This is a genomic window from Mycobacterium sp. URHB0021, from assembly GCF_054057895.1.
Map to the genome: position 1 here is coordinate 6,131,501 of NZ_JBSRZT010000002.1, position 20,798 is coordinate 6,152,298.

Sequence of the window (20,798 nt, forward strand, 5' to 3'; positions counted from 1 at the left end):
TGTCGCCGGCCACCTTGTACAGCACCTACGGCGGAATGGACACCGACGCCGCTAAAGAGGTCAAGGAGCTGCGCCAGGCACCGTGTTATGGCGTGCCCGGTATGCCGCCACCGCCGTCCGATTGCCGCATGCCGTGCTGCAGAACCTACGGGAACGGTTCCGCGACAGGTCGAACACCATGCCCTCGCAACCAGGATCCGCACAGACGCTCAGCCGACTCATCTCGTCGAGCCGGATGACGTCGATCATCGCCATGGCGGTTTCGACGACGATGCGGGTGGCGAAGGATTGCTTGGGGGTGACGGCATGCAGGTGCCAGTCGGCATTTCCGTGGCGCACCAGGCGGGGGCGCGCGTCGGCTTCGTCGAGAAGCCGGTTCACCATGTCCACTGCCTCGTCACGAGTGCTCGTCAGCAAGGCACGGAGCACGGGCCGCAACGCTCGGACTGCGCTCAGCTCAGCCTGATCGCCGTCGAACCGACCCGTGTACTCGAACGTCCTGTAGAAGTTCGCCAGCTGTTCGACGGTGACGAGCGTGTCCGGCTCCTCCGCTGAGTTGACGAGGGTGACCGCTGCCCGCATTCCCATCTCGGTGTCATGGGTCAACAGCATGTTAGGACGTTACCACCGGCATCAAATCGGCTGGTGCTGAACGGAATACCATCAGGCCGGCTCCACCGCGCAATCCCGGTGTGCCACTTGCGGCTCCCCGAGCCTGACCACGATGACGCCCACCAGGATCAGCACTCCCCCGGCGAGTTGAACGGGCGCGGGCGCCTCGTCCAGTAGCAGCCACGCGAAGGTCAGCGCCGAGAGCACCTCGGCAAGACCGACGAACGACGCGAGACGTGAACCGAGCCGGCGACTGGCCTCGATGCCGAGCACGTACGCCACGGCGGCCGTGACGATTCCGAGCGCGACGATCGGAACCCACCACGGCACCGTCGCACCGACGAAGGCGACATCGGTTCGCGGTGCGGCGAACGGGATGATGCCGATGAGTCCGGCGATCAGCAGCAGGATTCCACCGAAGGTCAGGCCGCCCGCCGCGAGGACCATCGGCGGCAGGCCGTTCCCCTCGTCGGCGGAGATCAGCCAGTAGACCGCGGCGCCGGTCATCGCACCAAGCGCCCAGAGCACCCCGATCGGCTCGACGTGGGCTCCCGCGACCAGATTCAGGACGAGGACGAGGCCCACCGCGGCGATCACCGCGCCAACCATGGTGAGTCTGCCGGGGCGCTGCCCGTGCCGAAACCACAACCAGCCGATCACCGCCACGGGCGCAGTGAACTCGATCAGCAGCGCGACCCCGACCTCCATGTAGTTGACCGCGTTGAAGTACGCCAGCTGGCACCCCGTGACCGCGAACGCGCCATACGCGACGATCAGCCCGAGGTTCTTCCGCACCAGCCCCCGCCTTCCGCGCAGCGAGATCACGGCCGGTAGCAGCATGACGGCGGCAGCGATCAGCAGGCGGGCGGTGACCGCGGAGCCTGCGGTCCAGCCCGCCTCGACCAGACCCTTGGCCAACGGGCCCGAGAGGCCGAACGCTGCAGAGGACGACAGCGCGAAGATCAAGCCAGATCCGAGCCGCGGCCTCACCCCCGAGCTGTCATTAGTCACCGCGGTCATGACTCATTACGGTAGGCCGCATACCGTTATGCGTCAACCAGCCTTCTGCCCCCCTTACGCACCTAGCACGTGTTCGGTGCCACCCCGGCGAATCAGCGCCTTGAACGCCGACTCATCGAGTGCGTCATCCGCGCGAATGTCGACGGCACGCCTGGTGTTGCCTTCGAGGCTGGAGTTGAAGCGGCCGGACGGGTCCGCCAACGTGGCGCCCTTGGCGAACGTCAGCTTCACGTAGTCGTTGTCGGTCTCTCCGGTGCAGATCATTCCGGCGTGCGACCACACCGGAACTCCTACACACCAGCGGTGACTCTGCGCCGATACCAATTTCTGAGGGGTTGCCGGCTACACCGCAGCGTAAGCAGCAGTATAGCTCTCGAAGATGTCATTCCAGCTTCGTCTCAACTTCGTGTCATTTTCAGAAGCGCGAGAGTTGAGCCTCGTCGTGACGCACGCGAGCGCGCGATCAACTCAACGCGGCCGACTGAATGCCACCCGAGGCTGGCGACCCCAGGCTTGGACCAGCCTCGCCCGCAGTCCGTTCCATCGGCGGCCGAGCCAGCGGCCAGCACGACTGCCCGTCGTACGGCTATGCGGCGACCGCGAACACCCGAGCACCCGAGAGGTGGCGTCGTTTCAGGTGAACAGTTCAGTTCGCGCGAGGGGATTTTCATTGCTGCCGCGCGTACGCCGCGATCCGTGACGAGCGCTCTGCAGCAACGGAAGTCGTCAACAGCCATTCACATCGGCCTCGCCTGAAGTCGACGCGGCCGCCACCTAGTGGTGTGTCCTGCTTTTAGCTGACTTTTTCGAGTGTGATCCGGCCGCGTGCGACTTTGGCCAGGATGGACTCGGCGGTGGCGGTCCACACGTAGGGTTTGGGGTCGTTGTTGTGGGCGTCGATGTATTCCTGGATGGAGGCGACGAGGTCCGGCACTGAGTGGAAGACCCCGCGCCGCAACGCTTTGTCGGTCAGTTCCCGGAACCAGCGTTCGACGAGGTTGAGCCAGGACGACGATGTCGGGGTGAAGTGGAGGTGGAACCGGGGGTGTTTATCCAGCCACTGGCGGACATCGTCGTGGGTGTGGGTGGCGTAGTTGTCCAGGATCAGGTGGATCTGCAGGTCCTTGGGGACCTGCCGGTCGATGCTCTTGAGGAATTTCAACCATTCCTGATGCCGGTGCCGGGGCATGCACTGGCTGATGATCATGCCGGTCAGCACGTTCAGAGCGGCGAACAGGGTGGTGGTGCCGTGGCGCTTGTAGTCGTGGGTCATCGTCTCGCCCCGCCCCTTGACCATCGGCAGCGATGCCTGGGTGCGGTCGAGCGCCTGCACCGAGGACTTCTCATCGGCGCACAAGACGATGGCCTTCTCGGGGGGATTCAGATAGAGCCCCACGACATCGACCAGCTTCTCCTCGAAGTTCGGATCGTTGGACAGCTTGAACGTCTCGACCCGGTGCGGTTTGAGGCCCCGGGCCGACCACACCTGCTGCACAGTCGATTTCGACACCCCGGTAGCCGCGGCCATGGTCCGGCAGCTCCAATGGGTTTCGCCCTCGGGACGGTAGTTCAGTGTCAGATCCACGATCTCATCGATCTTGTCCTGGGGGATCGTCTTCTTGCGACCCCGGCCCTCGCGGACTTGGGCGAACTTGACCAGCCCCTCCTCGGCGAACCGGGCGCGCCAGCTGCTGACCGACCCCGGCGACACCGACAACGATTCCGCGATCGCCGTGTTCGCCCGACCGTCGGCCGCCATCAACAACGCCCGCGCGCGGACCACCTCGCGATGCGGCGCGGACTGCGACCGCGCCACCGACTCGAGAACCTCACGCTGCCCTGTAGACACCGACAGAGCCGGAACGGGTTGCCTCATGGCGTGAAGCCTACCAAGGAATCATCAATTAATTACAGGACACACCACTAGAACGGCGGGGATGATGTATACGGGCACGGGTCTCGGTCTCGAGCGCGACAACCTTCCGACCTCGCAGATAGTGCCGACGCGTCCAGTAAGTTACCCGTGGTCTGCATGAAGGCCGAGGTCACGAGAGTCTGTTACGTCAGTTGCGCGGGTTGCTGTCGTTGTGTTGCAGGTGATCTGCGGGGTGATGTTGACCTGTCTCGGTAAGTCGCACACGCCTTAGCCAGCCGTTGCAATACCCCTAGCCTCGATGTTTCGTGAGGTGACTGGTCGTGGTGGATTGGGTCGGTTTTCTTCGGTGGGGTGATTTGGGCGTGGGGGTTCTCCAGGGTCCTCGGTCGAAGGAGTGATGCTGTGCATTCAGTTGAGGGCTGCGATGTTTCGTTGACCGCTGATCAGCAGCTCTGACCAGGGCCATCGCCATTCAGGCGCAGGATGCGGCGGCGTGCGGTGGTGATGATTCGTGCGGCCACGCTGAGCAGGCGCAGGTGTAGTCGTTTGGGTTCCCGGCTGCGGGCAGGGTGGTCGGGCCAGGCCAGCAGTTGTGTGCAGGTCATCAGTTCCTAGGCCAGGGCGGCCAGCTCGAGCCAGATCTCGTTCGTGCCGAACGCCTGCAGCGGCAGGTTGGTCAGGCCGGTGTCTTTGAGAGTGCGGATGCGGTCCTCGGCGCGAGCACGCATCCGGTGGCGGACCTCAAGGTCAGCAAGACGGCCACCGGTGGTGTTGGTGGCGAACAGGGTGATGCGCCAGCCATGGGCATCGGTGATGCGCAGCTGGGCACCGGGATGGGGCCATTCCCGGCGGGCGATCACCCGCATCCCGGGCGGCCGGCCGACAAAGGTCGCCGGTAGCCAGCGGGTCAGCTCGGCAACCTGGGCGCCCTGGCGGGCACGCCCGTCGGCATCCAGTGCTCGGCGCCAGACCTGACGCGGTAGCGCGGCCAAGGCGTCGAGCACCGGTTGGCGACCGTAGACACCGACCGAGTAGGACAAGCCCAGGTGGTGGATGTGCCAGAGGAACTCCTTGACCCCCGAACCAGCGTCCCCGCGCACCAGCACCCGGGGACGCACCGCTTCGGGCAACTGGGCCAACGCGGCATCGAGTACCGCGATCTGATCGGCGACGTCGCTGGCATTGGCCCGCCCGGGACGCAGCATCGCGGCCAGCGGCTCCCCGGTGCCGCCAACGCCGTGATCGACGAACGCCAGCATCGGATGAAACCCGAATCCCCGCTTGAAGTTCGGCGTCGCACCTTCCTTCTCCGAGTGCGCCCCGATCAAGGTGGCGTCCAGATCGACGACCACCTCACCAGCAGAAGCGATCGGGCACGCCGCTGCCACACCGCCTCGCGGGCGGCCGCCCGCGCCCGCCGGATCGCGGCGATCGCCGCGCCCGAGTCATCACCGAGCGCATCGACGAGCCGACTGATCGTCGGATCAGAGGCCACGACACCGAACAATTCCGGCTGAGCCCGCACCAACGCCGCATCCGCCAGACAGTCACCACCAAGGGTGATCGCGACGGCCACATCCAGCACCGTCTTACCCGGATCGTGGATCGAACGCACCGCCCGCCCGGGCTCCAACGCCGTGGACAACTCCCGAGCAAGGCTGCTGACCTGCGCAGTCTGCAACAGCAGTGACCCACCAGTCGACGAAATCAGCGACTGGCGACCCGACTCCACCCGAAACTGACCACACCGGCTACCCTTCACCTACGGAGTGCCTTCCCGCTTGCAGCGAATTGACCCTAGACAAGCCAATTTTCTCAAGCAGGACAGGCACTTCCGTGCATTACACGCCAGTCAACCCGCCACCTTCACGAAACATCGAGGCTAGTCGAGATCCTGAATCCGCGGCCAGCGGCAACCGTGCAGGTGACGCCGTTCTGCTCTGACAAGCATTTGAATGGCCCCAACGCCATCGTCTGGCCATATGCAAGGGTAGGGATCCCTTGTGCTGCATCGCCAAGGCAGCTTTACGCCCGTGCACGAAAAACCCCGTGACGTGCATCTGGACTGCCCGCGGCGGGTCGACCGTCTTGCAATACACAGAATCTGGCCGCGCGCGCACACCCGTATTGAGCTCACTGAAGTACACACCGAATCGTCCGCGACGGCTCGCGGGATGACCAAGCCGGAGCCCCGAGCGCAATTCCCACTGCCGCGGCAAGTGCCCAATACGACACCCTTTTACTTACCGGCGGCGTTGATATCCCGTAGGGCCCCGGTCCGGACGTGTCTGGTCAGTGGTCATAACTCTCCCAATCAACGAACATTGCGTCGGTGGTTTAGGTGCTTGGGCAGCCAAACTCGATGTCGCCCACACGTTCAGCGCTCATCTTGCCGCACCTAAGGCAGCGTGTGTGGTGGGGATCGTCCGGAAGGGATGGAGCCGTTAGGGGCCCGAGGTAGTCGAACCCATGTTCCTCAGCGATCGCCCTGGCTTCTCCAAGGGAACGGGTTGTATGTTCGCCCATGCTCCTTGGAGATGTCGCGAGTGGTTCGCCCAGCCGCGCCAGTAGCAGGCGCGGCAAGTCGGCTCACCGTACCTGTTCTTCTCGAGGGTATAGACGAAGCGATAGTGCGCCTGGACGGTGCAAGTCAGACACTCCGTCAGTTGCCAATTCTGGGGGTGGGTAAAGCCTTCGAGCGGCCAATCCCACCTTGTCGCTAATTTCGGGTGATGTCGGCGTCGCATCAAGTTGGCTTCGAGCGCGTCCTGAATGCGGCGCTACTCAGGCAATCCTCGATGCTGCACGGTTGGTCTGTCGGAATGCGTTCTCGCCGCAATAGCGCCTCGGCGGCTTTGGCGGTTCAGGGGCGGGGCGTTCCGCGATTTGCAACTTGCGAAGGCGACTGGGGATCGGCAATACCTCTGCGGCCGCTTCTCACTGGCGATCGGGAACAGCGAGGAGCGTGTCTGCGCCGGCGAGGGGTTTACCTTCAAGGTAGCGGACGAAGTCGACCATGTGGGCGAACGGCATCCTTCCGTGGCGCGTCGCTTTCGCTCACGCCGCCAGACCATCAGCCCGCAGCAGTCTTCGCCGTGTCTCCCCGCCGTTTGGTGGCGCGGCTCCAGTTGCCGATTATTCGTCTAAGATGTACGGGAATCACCGGATCCTTCGGCCATAACAAGCACAACGAAATACCGAGTTCGCTTGCCGTTCGGACACGTTCAGCATACAACGACACCCTGCCGAGACTTGTAGATTGCTAATCTGGGAGTTGGCCGCGGCCATTGGACTGGTTGGCGCGGAGGTGTTGTGGGTCCTCGAACGGACAATGGACAAGCCAAGTGCGCGCGGCCTTTTCACATCGGACAGTTAATGGTTGTCCTGCTGTTCTTTAAGTGGATTCATCGGTATGGCGGAGAGTAGTTTCAGATGTGGCGATCAGCTGAAAACACGGACTCCGCCCCGCATTCCGCAATGTCGTGCTTGCACTCGTCACGCTTGTGTTGATCCACGTGCCGTCGCCTCGATCGGCATGAGACGTCCTGAACCACAAAAGTGTCGCACTTGTCCGGGGTGTCGCCGGCGGATACATGCGCTCCCTGCCTCGGACGCATGAGCGGCGGGGCGACTGTCGTCGCCCCGCCGCTACTGGTGCGCCGGGATCAGATGCTGAACGCGTCGCGCATGCTGGTCGCCGTCGCCGCAGCGCCGAGCGGCGGAAGGCTGAGCTCGTCCTCGGCGGTGCGAAGCAGCGAGTAATCCGTGAAGGGATCGTCCGCCTTGGTGCCCGGGACGACCGTCGGTGCGATCACCTCGGTGAAAACTGAGTTGTTAGTGCCTGCGCCCTCGTCAAAGGTGATGAAGATGGCGGTGTTTTCCGCCTGGTACTCCTTTGTGTTGATAAGTGCCGGGATGAGGGTGGACAGGTACTTGTCTCCGGTCTGCACCTCACCGGACGTGCCGGTGCCGGCGCAGTTGTCGTGCATGTCATCGCAGGTGTCCGGAGTGATGAAGGTGAATTTCGCGCTGAGGTCCGGCGTCGTGTGGGCACCCAAGGCAAATGGGATGTCCTTCTGCTGGCACACGGCCGAGAAATTATCCTTCACGTAGTATACGGCCGGGTTGTGCCGCACCGCGTAATGGCCGTCGTTCTGCTGCTCGCAGTTGGTCTTCATCGACTCGTCGAGGCCACGCCAGTCACCGTTGAGCTGGGAGAAGATGCTGTCCACGTTGAGCGGGTGTGCCGACGGGTTCGAGTCGTCGGTGATTCCCTGGTCTGAACCGGATGTCAGTTTGATGTAGTTGGGCAGGCTGGGATGGGTGGTCCCGTGGTCGTTGTGTCCCGCACCGCATAACCCGGCGAGCTTGTTCATATAGGGGGCATCGGGAGAACCCTCCACCTGCGCCAAGGGCTTGTTCTCCATCAAGATAAACACCACGTGGTCGTATTTGGTGCTGGCGTCTTTCTGCGAGACCCCGCACGGCTTGTCCGGGGTCGGCGGGTTATGCGGGCTGGCGTTTGCGACGCCCGGCATGACAGCCAGGATGCTGATCACACTTGCAGCCGCAACAACCGCCATCCGTGCCGCCCGGCCGTGGCGGCTCTGAGATGTCTTCATTTCCAATTCCTTTCGAGGTGGGAGCCGGACGGTTCCTCGAATCCGGCCCTCTGCATTCTTGAAATGTCTTCTGTCCCGGTCGCTTCCACAGCGTAGATCGCAGTTGTCTCTTGCATTAACATTTGTCTCACCAGTCACATCAGCATCTTTTGTCTCGTTCATCACATCCGTGTTAGTGCTATTGACATGAAGCGCCAATCGCGCACAAGAGGGCTCGGGTTTCCGACGAGCGCGCACCGAAGGGGGTGATTGCAGTTCCTCGGGAAGTCTCAACGCAACGAAGCCAAACAGAAATGCCGATCACGCGAAACAATCAATCGCTCAGTGCCCTGGTCGGTTTCGACAGGGTTACGCACCTCATGTCGGTGGACCAACTCGCCGAGATCCTGCCCGAGCTAGTCGAGTCCAGGACCTAGGCTAGGGGGCTAGGCGCTGCGGCGCAGGAACCCGGCCGTGGATGCACTCGAGAGTCACCCGGTCGACAGCAGACGCCCGATGGCTGCCGCGAATTCCAGCCCAACCGGCGGCCCGCTTCGAGCGTGCCCGCCAGGTCGGACCAGGCAGACAAGACCACCCACGCTGCCCACAGAGGGGATTGTGCCCATCGCATCCACCACGGGTACCTGCGCCCGCGAATCTCGACCGTGGCGTGGCCTACTTGCGGTGGCGGCCACACCTCGGTGAGGACCTGGTTGTCCGTGCTGACGCCCTCCTCCCAAGCGACGAAGATGACTGTGTTACCCGACTTGTACTGGGGGCTGTTGATCAGCATCGGCATGAGGGTGGACAGGTACTTGCCTCCGGTCTGCATTTCACTGGACGTGCCGCCGACCTGTATTTCAATGGGCGTGCCATTACCGGAGCAGGCGGTGTGCATGTCATCGCACACGTTGGGGGTGATGACGGTCGATTTCGCGCTGAGGTCGGGCGTCACGTTCGATGGCGTGTCAAGCGTGATCATTCTTCCGGCACACGGCCGGGAAACCCTGCCGGTCAGTAGTACGTGGCCGGGTTGTGCCGCGCCAGGTAAATGCCGTCGCTCTGCTGATCGCAGTTGGTCCGCATCGACTCGTTGAGGGGCCGCCAGTCGCCGTTGAGCTGGGAAAAGATCCTGTCCGCGTTGAGCGGGTAGGCCGACGGTTCCGCATCTTCGGTAATCCCCTGCGTGGAATCGGATGTCATGCCGATGTAGTTGGGCAGGCTGGGATGCGAGGGCGCTTTATGGCTGGTTGCCTCACCGCATAATCCGGCGAGCATGTTGACGAAGGAGCATCCGGAGAACCGTTCACCTGCCCAAAGTCCTTGCTCTCCTCCAGAATCCATACCACGTGCTCAAATTGGTGTCCGCAGTCTTCTGAGCGACGCTGCAGGACTTGTCCGGAGTCGGCCCGCTACTCGGGTGTCCGTGTTTGCGACACCCGGCAAGACAGCCAGTGCAGCCTTCCCACCTGCGGCCGCAAGAGCAGCCATCCGTGCCACGTGGCGGGGGCGGTCCTGAGATGCGTTTCCCCTCCACTTCGGAAACTGCTTCGGCCCTAGGCGGTGATGCATCCGTGGTGAAGATTACACACCGGTACAGCATGAGCAGCTGACACTGTGTTCCGCGTATCGCTCAGGCTGGCAATGTTAACTTAAGTGACAGTCGTGGTCTACGTTGTGGAAACGCTTGGGACAAACAACATTTTAAGACTGCAGAGATCGGATTTCGAGGCAGCGTTTGGCTCCCATCTCGAATTCGTAATGAAACCAAAACAATCGAGGAGTATGTGTGACGAGCATATCGGCGCGGTCGTATGTGGCGGCTGGGTTGGCTACCGCGATGGCGGGACCGGCGATGATCGGTCTCATGGCAGCGCAGGGGCACATCCATCTTCCGAACTTCTCATCGGCGAGTGTCGCACTGTCAAGCGCTGAGACAGCGTTGCCGAAAGCCCAGATGGCGGTCGCGGGTTTGGTGGTCAAGACTGTGGCCGACGCTGAGAAGGTCCAGCAGATGGCGCATGGCGATTCGGCGTCTGCATCACCAGCTGCGCAGCCAGCGGCAGCCGCTGCGAGTACACCCGACGCAAAGACGGAAACTCTCAGCGTGCTAGCCAACGCTGCCCGCGCCGTGCACGCCAGCCGGGGCACTCAGCCCGCGGCGGGTGCCGCTGTGGTGCAACCGCGTTCCGCAGCAGTATCGACCGCGGCATCGACCGCGGCCGCGGGTGGCATAATCGGGATCATCGCCGCCCCAGCGCTTGTCGTCAACATTGGGTTGGATGTTCTCGGCGACGCGAACCAAGCCATGGCCGACGTGATTCTCGACATCAGTAATGCTGATTTCGCGCTGTCCACGGGGCAAACCGACTTCCCGGGGGCCATCAAAATGGGCATGGACAGCATCGAGGCGAGCCTTCGGGCAGACTTCGCCGACGCGATGGCGCGTGTGCAGGAGGATGTCGCGGCGATTCGAGACTCGCTCGGTTCTGGTAGTGCTGCTGCTGCGCAAGCACCTGCTAGCAGCGCTGTGGCTGGCACAGGGTCCTCGGCCAGCGCGGCAACGAAATCGCTGACCAAGCAAGGTGCAGTGCACGCCAATCCGGTTGTCAAGGGCGACACCACAAAAACTGACGCCCCGCACGGCCACACCACCCAACCGGGCGCCTCCCAGGGTGACACGGCGTCGGCTGACACCACCAAGGGTGAGACGACGACGGCTGATAGCGCCAAGGTTGACACTGGGAAGGCGAGTGCCCCTTCCACGTCGACGGTTTCTTCAACGTCGACGGCGTCGAATGCCGGGCACAGTACTACGGGCTTGTCGGCGGTGAAGAGCACGGCGCAGTCCGGCACGTCCGTGGCTAAACACCGCGCGGCTGGTGCGTCCTCGCATGCGGGCGGTTCCGATGCTAACAAGGGCGTCGGCGCGAGCGGTCGCGGCGGCTCCCATGCCGGTCGCGGCGCGCACGATGGCCACCACGGAAAATAAGTAAGTAACGGCTCTCCGGACCCAGCAGGCCCGCAAATGACTGGCCTGCTGGGTCTTTCGTGAGGTGTCGGGGCCGCTGTACCTGACCTGCCCGTCTTAGCCGTCAGTGGCTGAGTGGGAGGGATCGCAGAAGTACACTCTGATGCTGGTTGCTGCAGTCAGCTCGGCGTGACGCGCCACTTCCTTGCCCCGGTCCCACGTCACTGACCTGCTCAGATTTTTCGGTAATGGTGTCAGCGCAGCCGCAAGCGCGTCGCGTACCGATTCCGATCCGTACCCCGAGAGCGCTGGCCCGTTTCTTGACCGCTGTGGCTGTGCGGTAGCCGCCCTTACGCGGCAGATGTAGCAGCGCGGTGAGTCGGCTGGTCCGCTCGACGAGGGTGCCGACCGCGGAGCGGTTCAGGGCCCATCAGATCACCCTCCGTAAGACTGTTGTCGGCCCAGGAGGGCCGGGTGTGGCTAGATCGCCTTGCGCTGTGGTCGCTAACCGGGAATGTTCGCCCCGCTCTCCGGGGTGCCTTGGCTGCGAATTGAGATCCGCGATCGGTCGCTTATTACGGATGTGTCGGCGAACTGATCAAACCCCGCAAGCCGTAGCGCACCACCGAGGATGTCGAGGTGGTCACCGCCGCATGGGTTCACTGGTTCAATCACCACCGCCTCTACGAGTACCGCGGCGACATACGACTCGTCAAATGTTGCCGGATGCTCGCCAACCTGGCCCGTGGCCACGCGGATCGCACCATCGGTCAACGCATGCGCGAATACACCCGACCGCTGGTGGCCGATCGTCGATGACTTCGCCATGCGGGAACACACTCATCGGCCAGCAGGCTCTGCACGATCATCATCGCCGCCTGCGAGCCCGCGGCGATCGCGCCCGCCAGGTGCGGCTGCTCGGTGCAGACGTCACCCGCTGCGAACACCCCGTCCGCGTTCGTTCGATGAATCTGGTCGACGGCAACGGCGTCCGCCGCTACCGGTCCAGGGCCGCACGTCGCGCCCAGCTGCTCGGCGAGCCGTGACCGCTGCCGCAGCGGCGCCTCCACCAGCAGCCCGTCGCGTGCCATCCGCGTGCGGTCGGTGAAGGCAATCTCGGTCAAATGACGGCCGGAGCCATGTAATTCGACGACCCGACGATCATCAACAGTTACGTTGGCCGACCGCAGCGCGTGCTCGTCGGCAGACGTTAGATCACTACGCCCGTCGGTCAACAACACGACGTCATCGGTCCACCCCCGCAGCATCAGTGCCGAATGCACCGCCTCATCCCCCGTGGCCAGCGACGCCAACCGCTGACCGCGCATCTCCCAGCCGTGGCAGAACGGGCACTGAAATACCGATGTCCCCCACAGCTCGGCCAGCCCGGGCAGCTTGGGCGGGCAATACTGCATGCCGGTCGCCAGCAGCACCCGGTGCGCGTGGATATGCTCGCCGCTATCCACCTCGAGCAGGAAGCCATTGTCGACACGGCGGCCACCGGCAACGTTGCCTCGCCGATACTCCACGCTCGGATACGACGACAACTCCTGTGGCCCGGCGGCATACAACTCTGCCGGTGGGCCCTGGTCAGACCCCAGCAGCCCTCCGATAACCGGGGACACTCGGTTGCTCTGCGCCTCGGCGTCGATCACCAACGTTCGCCGACGCGCCCGGCCCAACACCAGCGCAGCACTCAGACCGGCCGGGCCACCTCCGACGACGCTGCACTCCCTCTCCACACCCATGGGCTACTTATTCCCCCAGGGAACAGCCAGACCTCATGTGATCATCACCATCGGCTACCAGCGGGACGGCCCGCAGCCCCACGATGAGAACCGGGACACGGCGTTGTCCTGTCCGAGACCCTCTCCATCGGGTCAAGGCCATCGCCCGAGAGAGCGCCGTGGAACCGACGACGACGCCGCTCGGTTAGCAAGGCTCCATTCGACTTATAACTAGCGACCTGATCGCTACGCGTACAACATCGGCGGCCGACGGTGCTACGCCGACTCAAGTGGACATCGCGATCAAGGACAGCTGAAGTTGCCCAAATGGCAGCGGTTACGTTCGGAGGCTTCCTCTAAATGAGGATTCCTTCGCGGATGGGACGCCATGGTGGGTGGCGAATCGCCAAGGTGGGGTCGCTGCGACTGCATTTCACGCCGGCGGCTTTGGATGCGGGAGACTCTGCACTGTCGGCGGCACGTGAAATCTGACCCCGGCGCGGCAAGGTGGTTTCTAGGGGCGGTCGCAACACTTCTCTAGATTCTGGAGGTTGTGTTGTCATCGTCGCGTCGCGTGAAGAAAGGCCCGGGCCGCCGGCCCCAATCGGCCAAGCGTCAGCGGTTTATGGAGCTACGTGCCCGGGGCTGGTCTATCTCGGCGGCGGGGCGCGAAGTCGAGGTGTCCCGTACCTCAGCAAACAACTGGGCGCGAGGTTACAAAACCTATCGGCGTGGCGAAGCCGTCGGATTCGTGCCCGCGCTTGATCGTTTGACTGTGCGCCAAATCAGCGATCGGTATTTGTCCGAACAAGAGCGGATCGACATAGCCGACCTACGCCGCTCGGGGCTCAGTATCCGGGGGATCGCCGCCGAGCTTGGCCGGGCACCATCGACCATATCGAGGGAGTTGCGCCGCAACAGCCGCCGCGACGGCACCTACCGGCCGTTTGAAGCTCACGGCTGGGCAGTCCAACGCAGAGCGCGTCGTCATCGGCGGCGGATCGACAACAACCCCGTCCTATGCGAACTGATCGCCGAGCTGCTCGCCCAACGTTGGAGCCCGCAACAGATCGCTCGGCATCTGCGGCGCAAGTACGCCGAGGATCAGTCGATGTGGTTGTGCCACGAAAGTATCTATCAAGCGGTCTACCAGCCCCAATCACGCTTGATTCGCTCGCCGCAGGTCAGGTCACCACACCGCGGCCCGTTGCGCACGGGCCGAAGTCATCGCCGCGCTCACCAGCGGCCTGGCCGGCGTCGTCCGCGGTTCGCCCATCCGATGTTGTCGATCCATCAGCGGCCATTCGATCCGGCCGACCGCGGCCAGCCAGGCCACTGGGAGGGTGACCTCATCGTCGGCAAGAATCAACGCTCGGTGATCGGCACCCTCGTCGAGCGGCAGACCCGCATGATCCGGCTGATGCACCTTCCCACTCGCGACGCCGATACCTTGCGCATCGCGATTTCCACGACCATGAGCGGGTTGCCCACCACATTGATCCGATCGATCACCTGGGATCAGGGCATCGAAATGGCAAGGCACACCGACATCACCGCAGACCTAGGCGTAGCGGTCTACTTCTGCGACTCCCGCTCACCCTGGCAGCGTGGCAGCAACGAGAACGCTAACGGTCTGCTGCGACAGTACTTCCCAAAAGGCACCAGCCTGAACACCTACACACCCGACCACCTACGGGCTGTCGAATACGAGATCAACAACAGGCCCCGCCGCGTCCTCGGAGACCGCACTCCCACTGAACTTTTCACCGCGCTGCTAACCTCACCAGACCATCAACTGTTGCGACCGCCCCTAGAACCCACCCTGCCGCCAAAGGGTCAATTTTCAGCCGCCGCCGACATGCACCACAAGGAGAGGGCAATTTAGGCAGACCCACTCACCGTCCAGCACACTGAAACTCTGCGGGACTGTCTGAATAGCGGTTGATCTGGTCTTGGTCTGACACGCCGGGCGTGAGCTTGGCGGGAAGGACTGATGATGTCCGAAACACTGAAATCCGTGGCGATCGATGTGGATCACAAGCAGCTCGCCGAGCAGTTGCTCGCGCAGGCCAAAGAACAAGGTGTGGAACTGGTAGGTCCGAACGGCCTGCTCAATCAACTGACCAAGAATGTCCTCGAGACCGCGCTAGGTGCCGAGATGACCGAGCACCTCGGCTACGACAAGCATGACTCCGCGGGGCGCGGCAGCGGAAACTCCCGCAATGGCACTCGATCGAAGACGGTGTTCACCGAGATCGGCCAGGTTGAGCTCGACGTGCCGCGGGACACCAACAGCACCTTCGATCCGGTGATCGTCAAGAAGCGGCAACGCAGGTTGACCGGCATCGATGAGATCGTGTTGTCGCTGACGGCCAAGGGTCTGACCACCGGGGAGATCGCGGCGCACTTTGATGACGTCTATGGGGCCACCGTCTCCAAGGACACCATCTCCCGGATTACCGACAAGGTGATTGAGGAGTTGGCCGAATGGTGCAACCGGCCGTTGGAATCGGTGTATCCGGTGGTGTTCATCGACGCAATCTTCGTCAAGGTCCGCGATGGCCAGGTCACCAACCGGCCCATCTACGTCGCGATCGGGGTGACCTGCGCCGGGGAGCGCGACATCCTCGGGCTGTGGGCCGGCGACGGTGGCGAGGGTGCGAAGTTCTGGCTCTCAGTGCTCACTGAGATCAAGAACCGCGGCACTGTCGATGTGTGCATCGTGGTCTGTGACGGCCTCAAAGGGCTGCCCGACGCGATCAATACGGTGTGGTCGCGGGCGGTGGTCCAGACGTGCGTGATTCATCTGCTGCGCAATACGTTTCGTTATGCGTCGCGCAAGTATTGGGACCACATCGCCAGGGACATCCGCCCGGTGTACACCGCAGCTACTGAGGCGGCGGCCAAGGAACGCTTCACCGAGTTCACCGAGAAATGGGGTGCTCAGTATCCGGCGATCACCCAACTATGGGAGAACGCCTGGAGCGAGTTCGTGCCGTTCCTGGACTACGACGTCGAGATCCGCCGTGTCATCTGCAGCACCAATGCGATCGAATCACTGAATGCTCGCTATCGGCGGGCGATTCGGGCCCGCGGGCACTTCCCGACCGAACAGGCCGCGATGAAGTGTCTCTACCTGGTGACCCGATCCCTAGACCCCACCGGCCGCGGTAAGGCACGATGGGCAATGAGGTGGAAGCCCGCACTAAATGCGTTCGCGATCACCTTCAACGGCCGGATCACTCCGACTGGCAACTAACCAATGCCAAGATCAGATCCACCGTTTATCTGACAGCCCCAACTCTGCTCGTGACCGACGTATGCCGCGGCGTTTGCAGCGACGCATACTATGGCGGTGATGAAGGTCCGCAGGGCATTGGTGATAGCGCGGCTGCAGGGGGCTTTCAATACGGTCGGTGGTCTTTGGCCGATTGTGCATATTGGCAGCTTCAAGGCGGTGCTAGTGGTGTGTCCTGTAATTAATTGATGATTCCTTGGTAGGCTTCACGCCATGAGGCAACCCGTTCCGGCTCTGTCGGTGTCTACAGGGCAGCGTGAGGTTCTCGAGTCGGTGGCGCGGTCGCAGTCCGCGCCGCATCGCGAGGTGGTCCGCGCGCGGGCGTTGTTGATGGCGGCCGACGGTCGGGCGAACACGGCGATCGCGGAATCGTTGTCGGTGTCGCCGGGGTCGGTCAGCAGCTGGCGCGCCCGGTTCGCCGAGGAGGGGCTGGTCAAGTCCGCCCAAGTCCGCGAGGGCCGGGGTCGCAAGAAGACGATCCCCCAGGACAAGATCGATGAGATCGTGGATCTGACACTGAACTACCGTCCCGAGGGCGAAACCCATTGGAGCTGCCGGACCATGGCCGCGGCTACCGGGGTGTCGAAATCGACTGTGCAGCAGGTGTGGTCGGCCCGGGGCCTCAAACCGCACCGGGTCGAGACGTTCAAGCTGTCCAACGATCCGAACTTCGAGGAGAAGCTGGTCGATGTCGTGGGGCTCTATCTGAATCCCCCCGAGAAGGCCATCGTCTTGTGCGCCGATGAGAAGTCCTCGGTGCAGGCGCTCGACCGCACCCAGGCATCGCTGCCGATGGTCAAGGGGCGGGGCGAGACGATGACCCACGACTACAAGCGCCACCGCACCACCACCCTGTTCGCCGCTCTGAACGTGCTGACCGGCATGATCATCAGCCAGTGCATGCCCCGGCACCGGCATCAGGAATGGTTGAAATTCCTCAAGAGCATCGACCGGCAGGTCCCCAAGGACCTGCAGATCCACCTGATCCTGGACAACTACGCCACCCACACCCACGACGATGTCCGCCAGTGGCTGGATAAACACCCCCGGTTCCACCTCCACTTCACCCCGACATCGTCGTCCTGGCTCAACCTCGTCGAACGCTGGTTCCGGGAACTGACCGACAAAGCGTTGCGGCGCGGGGTCTTCCACTCAGTGCCGGACCTCGTCGCCTCCATCCAGGAATACATCGACGCCCACAACAACGACCCCAAACCCTACGTGTGGACCGCCACCGCCGAGTCCATCCTGGCCAAAGTCGCACGCGGCCGGATCACACTCGAAAAAGTCAGCTAAAAGCAGGACACACCACTAGGTCCCAAAGCCGATCGCTGGCTTGTCTACACCGTCGCAGGCTTAATGGTATGCATTGGAGCGGCGCAGCTAGCCACCATCGCTGACCCAGCGAGTATCCGCCAAGCTCGCCGCATTGGCGTCGGTTCAGCGCTGACGCTGGGCGCGATCGAAGCCCTGTATGTCGCAAAAGGTTTTATTAGCAAGACATATCTTCTCGACGCGCTCCTTGAGGCTGGTTGGATCCGGGCGTGGGCCCACACCACAGACTGACGGCGAGCGAACTGGGTCTTGCGCGGCAGCACTTATCACACCCCGTGGGCGCCAGCAGAGCATCCGACCGTTGATAATGGTTCACTTCAAACGCCTTGGGTATCACTCGACCCGGGAACGGGCTCGATTTGGTGCGTCTGGCAGCCTGTTTCAAGGTGGTCGCCGGCCGCAACTGAGGTGTTGAGCAAACAGCGCCTCCCGGTGCTCACCGCTTCCCGCCTATTGAGGCAGAACGACGCGGCTCCTATGGCAGCAGGCGCTGAACCAGACCTTAGGGCAGCTGAGTGGCGTCGAACCTTCTCCGCACGATTCACGAGATGCCCACGACCCGCAGTGAGCCTCCGCCATATTTCGCGGGTTTGCATCGGGACAACGCATTCGAATAAGTGGCTGGAAGTCCGGAGTCATCGTCAAAATCGATACGCTCAAGGAGCTGGCCGCCAGTGCCGGCCTGCCGGCAGAGTTGCAGGTGGCGTCGCGCGTTCAATGGCTTCGCCCGATCGCGAGCGTCGAGGATGTCCACCGCGGCGAGATGTCGACCAGATCGGCCATTCGCCGTTCTATGGGGCCAAGTATGGCGCGGGGGTGCGACGTTGCAGGGATCGCCCGACTACGGTTAGCTATTCGTCGTCGTCCCCGTGTCGTCCTTTGCGCTGATTATTCGAGTGCCTGTCCGATCCGCGGGTACTGGTCGCGCCGTCAGGCCGATTGCTCCCGGTGTTCGCCGCCTTTACGCCGCCTCTGGGTTGAGACGCCTTATTTTCAACGTCGGTTTCGGTCTTTCCCACCTTGAACCTCTTGCCGGAGTCCGTGCTACCCGAGCTCCTCGTCGGGTAGTTTGTGTTTGTTGGCTTGGACTCTGGAGTGTTGATCTTCGGTTTTGGCGACGGAGGTGGCGGTGGGACGTCTACCGACGCCCGCACCGCCGACGGTGACGGCGGTTTGGGCGGCACCGCCGCTGACATCGACGGCTTTACCTCTACCGGCATCGCCTTGACCGAATACGTTGGCGGAGGGGGCGGAGGCGGCGGCGCGAATGTCTGCCACGACGGCGGCGCCAATTTCAGCCACGAAGGCGGCGCCAATTCGGGCCGCGACGGCGGCGCCAGAGGTGATGCTGCGAATGACGGTGGCGGCGGCAAGGTCAGCCACGACGGTGGCGCCGGCGCCAGCGGCATTGGTGCTGGCTCCGGCGGCGGCGTCAATATCAGCCACGGCGGCAAGGGTAGCCATGACGGCCACTCGACGGTCAGCGGCGGCGGAACTCCGACGGACGACGCACCACCGCCGCCCCCCCTGCTGTATGCGAATACGGGACCCATGGTTTGGGAAGGCGTGAACATTACGCTCAGCATTCCGGTGCTTCGCGACACACCTGTCGTAGAGGCGCTTCCCGTCGCGGCAGGTGCAGAAAATCCGTTCTTCACGAAGTCAACGAACTCCGACATAAAAGGACTGTGCTGTTCGGACAGCACTTTCAGCACATCCTCAGCCAGCTGTGAGGAAGCCAATACTTCTTGTTCATCCTCTTGTTCATCGTCCGAACCCAGCACAGACTCACCTGAGCCGACATTGTCCTGGTACGGCCCGATCATTGGACGCTCTGTGAAGAAGGTCGGCTGCGTCCCATCGAGGGCGGAAACTACGAGCGACGCTGTGAGGGCAAGGCCTCCCGCCATCAGGATGATATCGAAGCCGCCACGCCCGTCAGATGGCTGTGTCGCCGGCGGTGTCAGCGACCGGCCGAATGCCGAACCATACGCCTGACTAACCACCATCGCCTCCCCAGATCAGTGGGCGTCTACGAAAGTCGTGGCTCCCCCTGATTTGAGCGGTCCGGCTGATGCTGGGCCGCACGGCTCAAATCTATGGTGTCAGATTATCTCTTTGCTGAAACATCGTCAAGACGATTCGCCACGCGTTGGGACAAGTCGTCGTCACGATGGATACGTGAATTGATTCATGTACCCATGGAGGCTCGATGGAAATTTCATTGCCGCCGGAAATATCTTGTGAGTCAATGGCTTGCGCATGCACAGAGCAGTGGATGATCGAGCCCTTCCGGACCAAGGCGACACACATTGCTCAAGGCAGCTACACGGAGACAGATGACACCAGGGAACAAGGGAAATCTGACGCGAAAACTTTGCTGGACACGCTTTCACCACCCTCTGGGAACGCGCCGATATACGGCTCCGAGTAGTCATCGCGCGGTGGGGCGGAGTGATTTAAGCCCACGGATCTACGAGATCCGTTGGGGGACCTTCCAACACGTTGGGCCGATGCCCGGCAGTCACTCTTACCGCGGTGGCGTTCGAATCGTTACCGTGCGCGGCGATTGCCTCGCCCGAGAGGGCATCATCACAGGTAGATGGTCTGCTCGATCAGTCGATGGCCCAGTTCGGGGTGTATCGCAGCGCTCGGATCGGGCACCGACGAGTCGAACCATCCACGGTCCGCCTCAGGGTGCGGGCCGATGAGACCAACCCGACCGCGACCGAAAGATGCGATGACGGCGGCAGGTTCGCCGCCTGGATACGTTGCCAGTACCGTTGCCGGTGCCTTCGAAGCCAACGCGAAAGCGGCTCCGTCCTGGAAGTACATCTCCTGACGCTGCCCACCCCAATCGGTTTCGACTGTGGTGTAGTCAGCAGAGCTCACCTCGGCGTCCGGTGAGTCGATGTAGCGATACACCTCGCCGGGGAAAAGGTTGAACCCGGGGTTAGAGCCGGCCAGGTAGGCACCGAGACAAATCCCGATGTAATTCCCGCCGTTGTCCACGTAGCTCCGGATATGGTCGGCATCGGCACGTATGTGAGGCCAGGCCGCTGCCACGTCGCCGCCGCCAGGCTGCGCGTAAATCAGCATCTCACTGAGTGTTTCGGGGGTCACCTGTCGGCTTTCACCCGGTCCGATGAATTCTACGTCGAATGCCGTGGGACTACTGCCCAGTAGGCGGGCGACTGCTTCGCTACAGCCGTCACACGAGCCGGCGCCACGCCCTCGATACACCGCAGCACGTGCAGGTGACGCAGAGAGATTTCCTGCGAAGGTTCCAACACTGGCGCCCACTACCAGAGCAGTGACGGCCGAAGCGCCCGTGAGGAACTTGCGTCGGGTGATCATA

At 62.8% G+C, this 20,798-nt stretch carries 12 protein-coding genes and 4 pseudogenes; 4 read left to right on the forward strand and 12 right to left on the reverse strand.

Annotated features, from left to right (window positions below; all coding sequences use genetic code 11):
- Nucleotides 1-60 precede the first annotated feature (60 nt).
- The 8 genes and pseudogenes from ACVWWN_RS32635 to ACVWWN_RS32670 form a co-directional block, all read right to left on the reverse strand.
- Nucleotides 61-612 carry a CGNR zinc finger domain-containing protein gene (locus ACVWWN_RS32635; protein WP_457147545.1) on the reverse strand — a complete coding sequence of 184 codons (552 nt, stop codon included), beginning with the start codon at nucleotides 610-612 and terminating at the stop codon, nucleotides 61-63.
- A gap of 51 nt (nucleotides 613-663) precedes the next feature.
- Nucleotides 664-1,632: an EamA family transporter gene (locus tag ACVWWN_RS32640; RefSeq protein WP_457147546.1), complete on the reverse strand. Its 969-nt coding sequence runs from the start codon at nucleotides 1,630-1,632 to the stop codon at nucleotides 664-666.
- 54 nt (nucleotides 1,633-1,686) lie between these two features.
- Nucleotides 1,687-1,923, reverse strand: a pseudogene (locus tag ACVWWN_RS32645) (DUF1801 domain-containing protein); the annotation flags it as partial.
- Between the two features lie 502 nt (nucleotides 1,924-2,425).
- Entirely contained in the window at nucleotides 2,426-3,508 is a 1,083-nt protein-coding gene (locus ACVWWN_RS32650) for an IS630 family transposase (protein ID WP_457142590.1), read from the reverse strand.
- A gap of 408 nt (nucleotides 3,509-3,916) precedes the next feature.
- Nucleotides 3,917-5,270 (reverse strand): annotated as a pseudogene (locus ACVWWN_RS32655) (IS1380 family transposase).
- Nucleotides 5,271-7,173: 1,903 nt separating this feature from the next.
- Nucleotides 7,174-8,130: an alkaline phosphatase family protein gene (locus tag ACVWWN_RS32660; protein ID WP_457149363.1), complete on the reverse strand. Its 957-nt coding sequence runs from the start codon at nucleotides 8,128-8,130 to the stop codon at nucleotides 7,174-7,176.
- A 412-nt stretch (nucleotides 8,131-8,542) separates the two neighbouring features.
- Entirely contained in the window at nucleotides 8,543-9,064 is a 522-nt protein-coding gene (locus ACVWWN_RS32665; protein ID WP_457147547.1) for a hypothetical protein, read from the reverse strand.
- Nucleotides 9,065-9,123: 59 nt separating this feature from the next.
- A complete protein-coding gene (locus ACVWWN_RS32670; RefSeq protein WP_457147548.1) occupies nucleotides 9,124-9,453 on the reverse strand; it encodes a hypothetical protein in 330 nt (109 codons plus the stop codon).
- An 829-nt stretch (nucleotides 9,454-10,282) separates the two neighbouring features.
- Between ACVWWN_RS32670 and ACVWWN_RS32675 the strand changes: the two genes are divergently transcribed.
- The gene (locus tag ACVWWN_RS32675) at nucleotides 10,283-11,101 is read left to right on the forward strand and encodes a hypothetical protein (RefSeq protein ID WP_457147549.1); all 819 of its coding nucleotides are present in this window, start codon (nucleotides 10,283-10,285) and stop codon (nucleotides 11,099-11,101) included.
- Between the two features lie 120 nt (nucleotides 11,102-11,221).
- On the opposite strand, the pseudogene ACVWWN_RS32680 reads toward ACVWWN_RS32675, so the two are convergent.
- Together ACVWWN_RS32680 and ACVWWN_RS32685 are read right to left on the reverse strand one after the other, a co-directional pair.
- Nucleotides 11,222-11,504 (reverse strand): annotated as a pseudogene (locus ACVWWN_RS32680) (transposase); the annotation flags it as partial.
- A gap of 346 nt (nucleotides 11,505-11,850) precedes the next feature.
- On the reverse strand, nucleotides 11,851-12,828 hold the full coding sequence (locus ACVWWN_RS32685; protein ID WP_457147550.1) for an NAD(P)/FAD-dependent oxidoreductase: 978 nt from the start codon (nucleotides 12,826-12,828) through the stop codon (nucleotides 11,851-11,853).
- Between the two features lie 532 nt (nucleotides 12,829-13,360).
- Between ACVWWN_RS32685 and ACVWWN_RS32690 the strand changes: the two are divergent.
- The 3 genes and pseudogenes from ACVWWN_RS32690 to ACVWWN_RS32700 all read left to right on the forward strand — a co-directional run.
- A pseudogene (locus ACVWWN_RS32690) lies at nucleotides 13,361-14,611 on the forward strand (IS30 family transposase); the annotation flags it as partial.
- A 192-nt stretch (nucleotides 14,612-14,803) separates the two neighbouring features.
- Nucleotides 14,804-16,066 (forward strand): IS256 family transposase, encoded by a 1,263-nt coding sequence (locus ACVWWN_RS32695; protein WP_457147551.1) that lies wholly within the window; start codon nucleotides 14,804-14,806, stop codon nucleotides 16,064-16,066.
- A gap of 252 nt (nucleotides 16,067-16,318) precedes the next feature.
- Entirely contained in the window at nucleotides 16,319-17,401 is a 1,083-nt protein-coding gene (locus ACVWWN_RS32700) for an IS630 family transposase (RefSeq protein ID WP_457147552.1), read from the forward strand.
- A gap of 1,083 nt (nucleotides 17,402-18,484) precedes the next feature.
- On the opposite strand, the gene ACVWWN_RS32705 is transcribed toward ACVWWN_RS32700, so the two are convergent.
- Both ACVWWN_RS32705 and ACVWWN_RS32710 read right to left on the reverse strand, forming a co-directional pair.
- Nucleotides 18,485-18,886, reverse strand: coding sequence for a hypothetical protein (locus ACVWWN_RS32705; RefSeq protein WP_457147553.1), 402 nt, complete (start codon nucleotides 18,884-18,886; stop codon nucleotides 18,485-18,487).
- A gap of 1,146 nt (nucleotides 18,887-20,032) precedes the next feature.
- On the reverse strand, nucleotides 20,033-20,797 hold the full coding sequence (locus tag ACVWWN_RS32710; protein ID WP_457147554.1) for a BPL-N domain-containing protein: 765 nt from the start codon (nucleotides 20,795-20,797) through the stop codon (nucleotides 20,033-20,035).
- Between the last annotated feature and the right edge of the window lies 1 nt (nucleotide 20,798).

Excerpts from the sequence above, each read along its gene's own strand:
- ACVWWN_RS32635 (WP_457147545.1), bottom strand. The coding sequence starts at position 612 with ATGCTGTTGACCCATGACACCGAGATGGGAATGCGGGCAGCGGTCACC.
- ACVWWN_RS32640 (WP_457147546.1), bottom strand. The coding sequence starts at position 1,632 with ATGACCGCGGTGACTAATGACAGCTCGGGGGTGAGGCCGCGGCTCGGA.
- ACVWWN_RS32650 (WP_457142590.1), bottom strand. The coding sequence starts at position 3,508 with ATGAGGCAACCCGTTCCGGCTCTGTCGGTGTCTACAGGGCAGCGTGAG.
- ACVWWN_RS32660 (WP_457149363.1), bottom strand. The coding sequence starts at position 8,130 with ATGAAGACATCTCAGAGCCGCCACGGCCGGGCGGCACGGATGGCGGTT.
- ACVWWN_RS32670 (WP_457147548.1), bottom strand. The coding sequence starts at position 9,453 with ATGGATTCTGGAGGAGAGCAAGGACTTTGGGCAGGTGAACGGTTCTCC.
- ACVWWN_RS32685 (WP_457147550.1), bottom strand. The coding sequence starts at position 12,828 with ATGGGTGTGGAGAGGGAGTGCAGCGTCGTCGGAGGTGGCCCGGCCGGT.
- ACVWWN_RS32695 (WP_457147551.1), top strand. The coding sequence starts at position 14,804 with ATGTCCGAAACACTGAAATCCGTGGCGATCGATGTGGATCACAAGCAG.
- ACVWWN_RS32700 (WP_457147552.1), top strand. The coding sequence starts at position 16,319 with ATGAGGCAACCCGTTCCGGCTCTGTCGGTGTCTACAGGGCAGCGTGAG.
- ACVWWN_RS32710 (WP_457147554.1), bottom strand. The coding sequence starts at position 20,797 with ATGATCACCCGACGCAAGTTCCTCACGGGCGCTTCGGCCGTCACTGCT.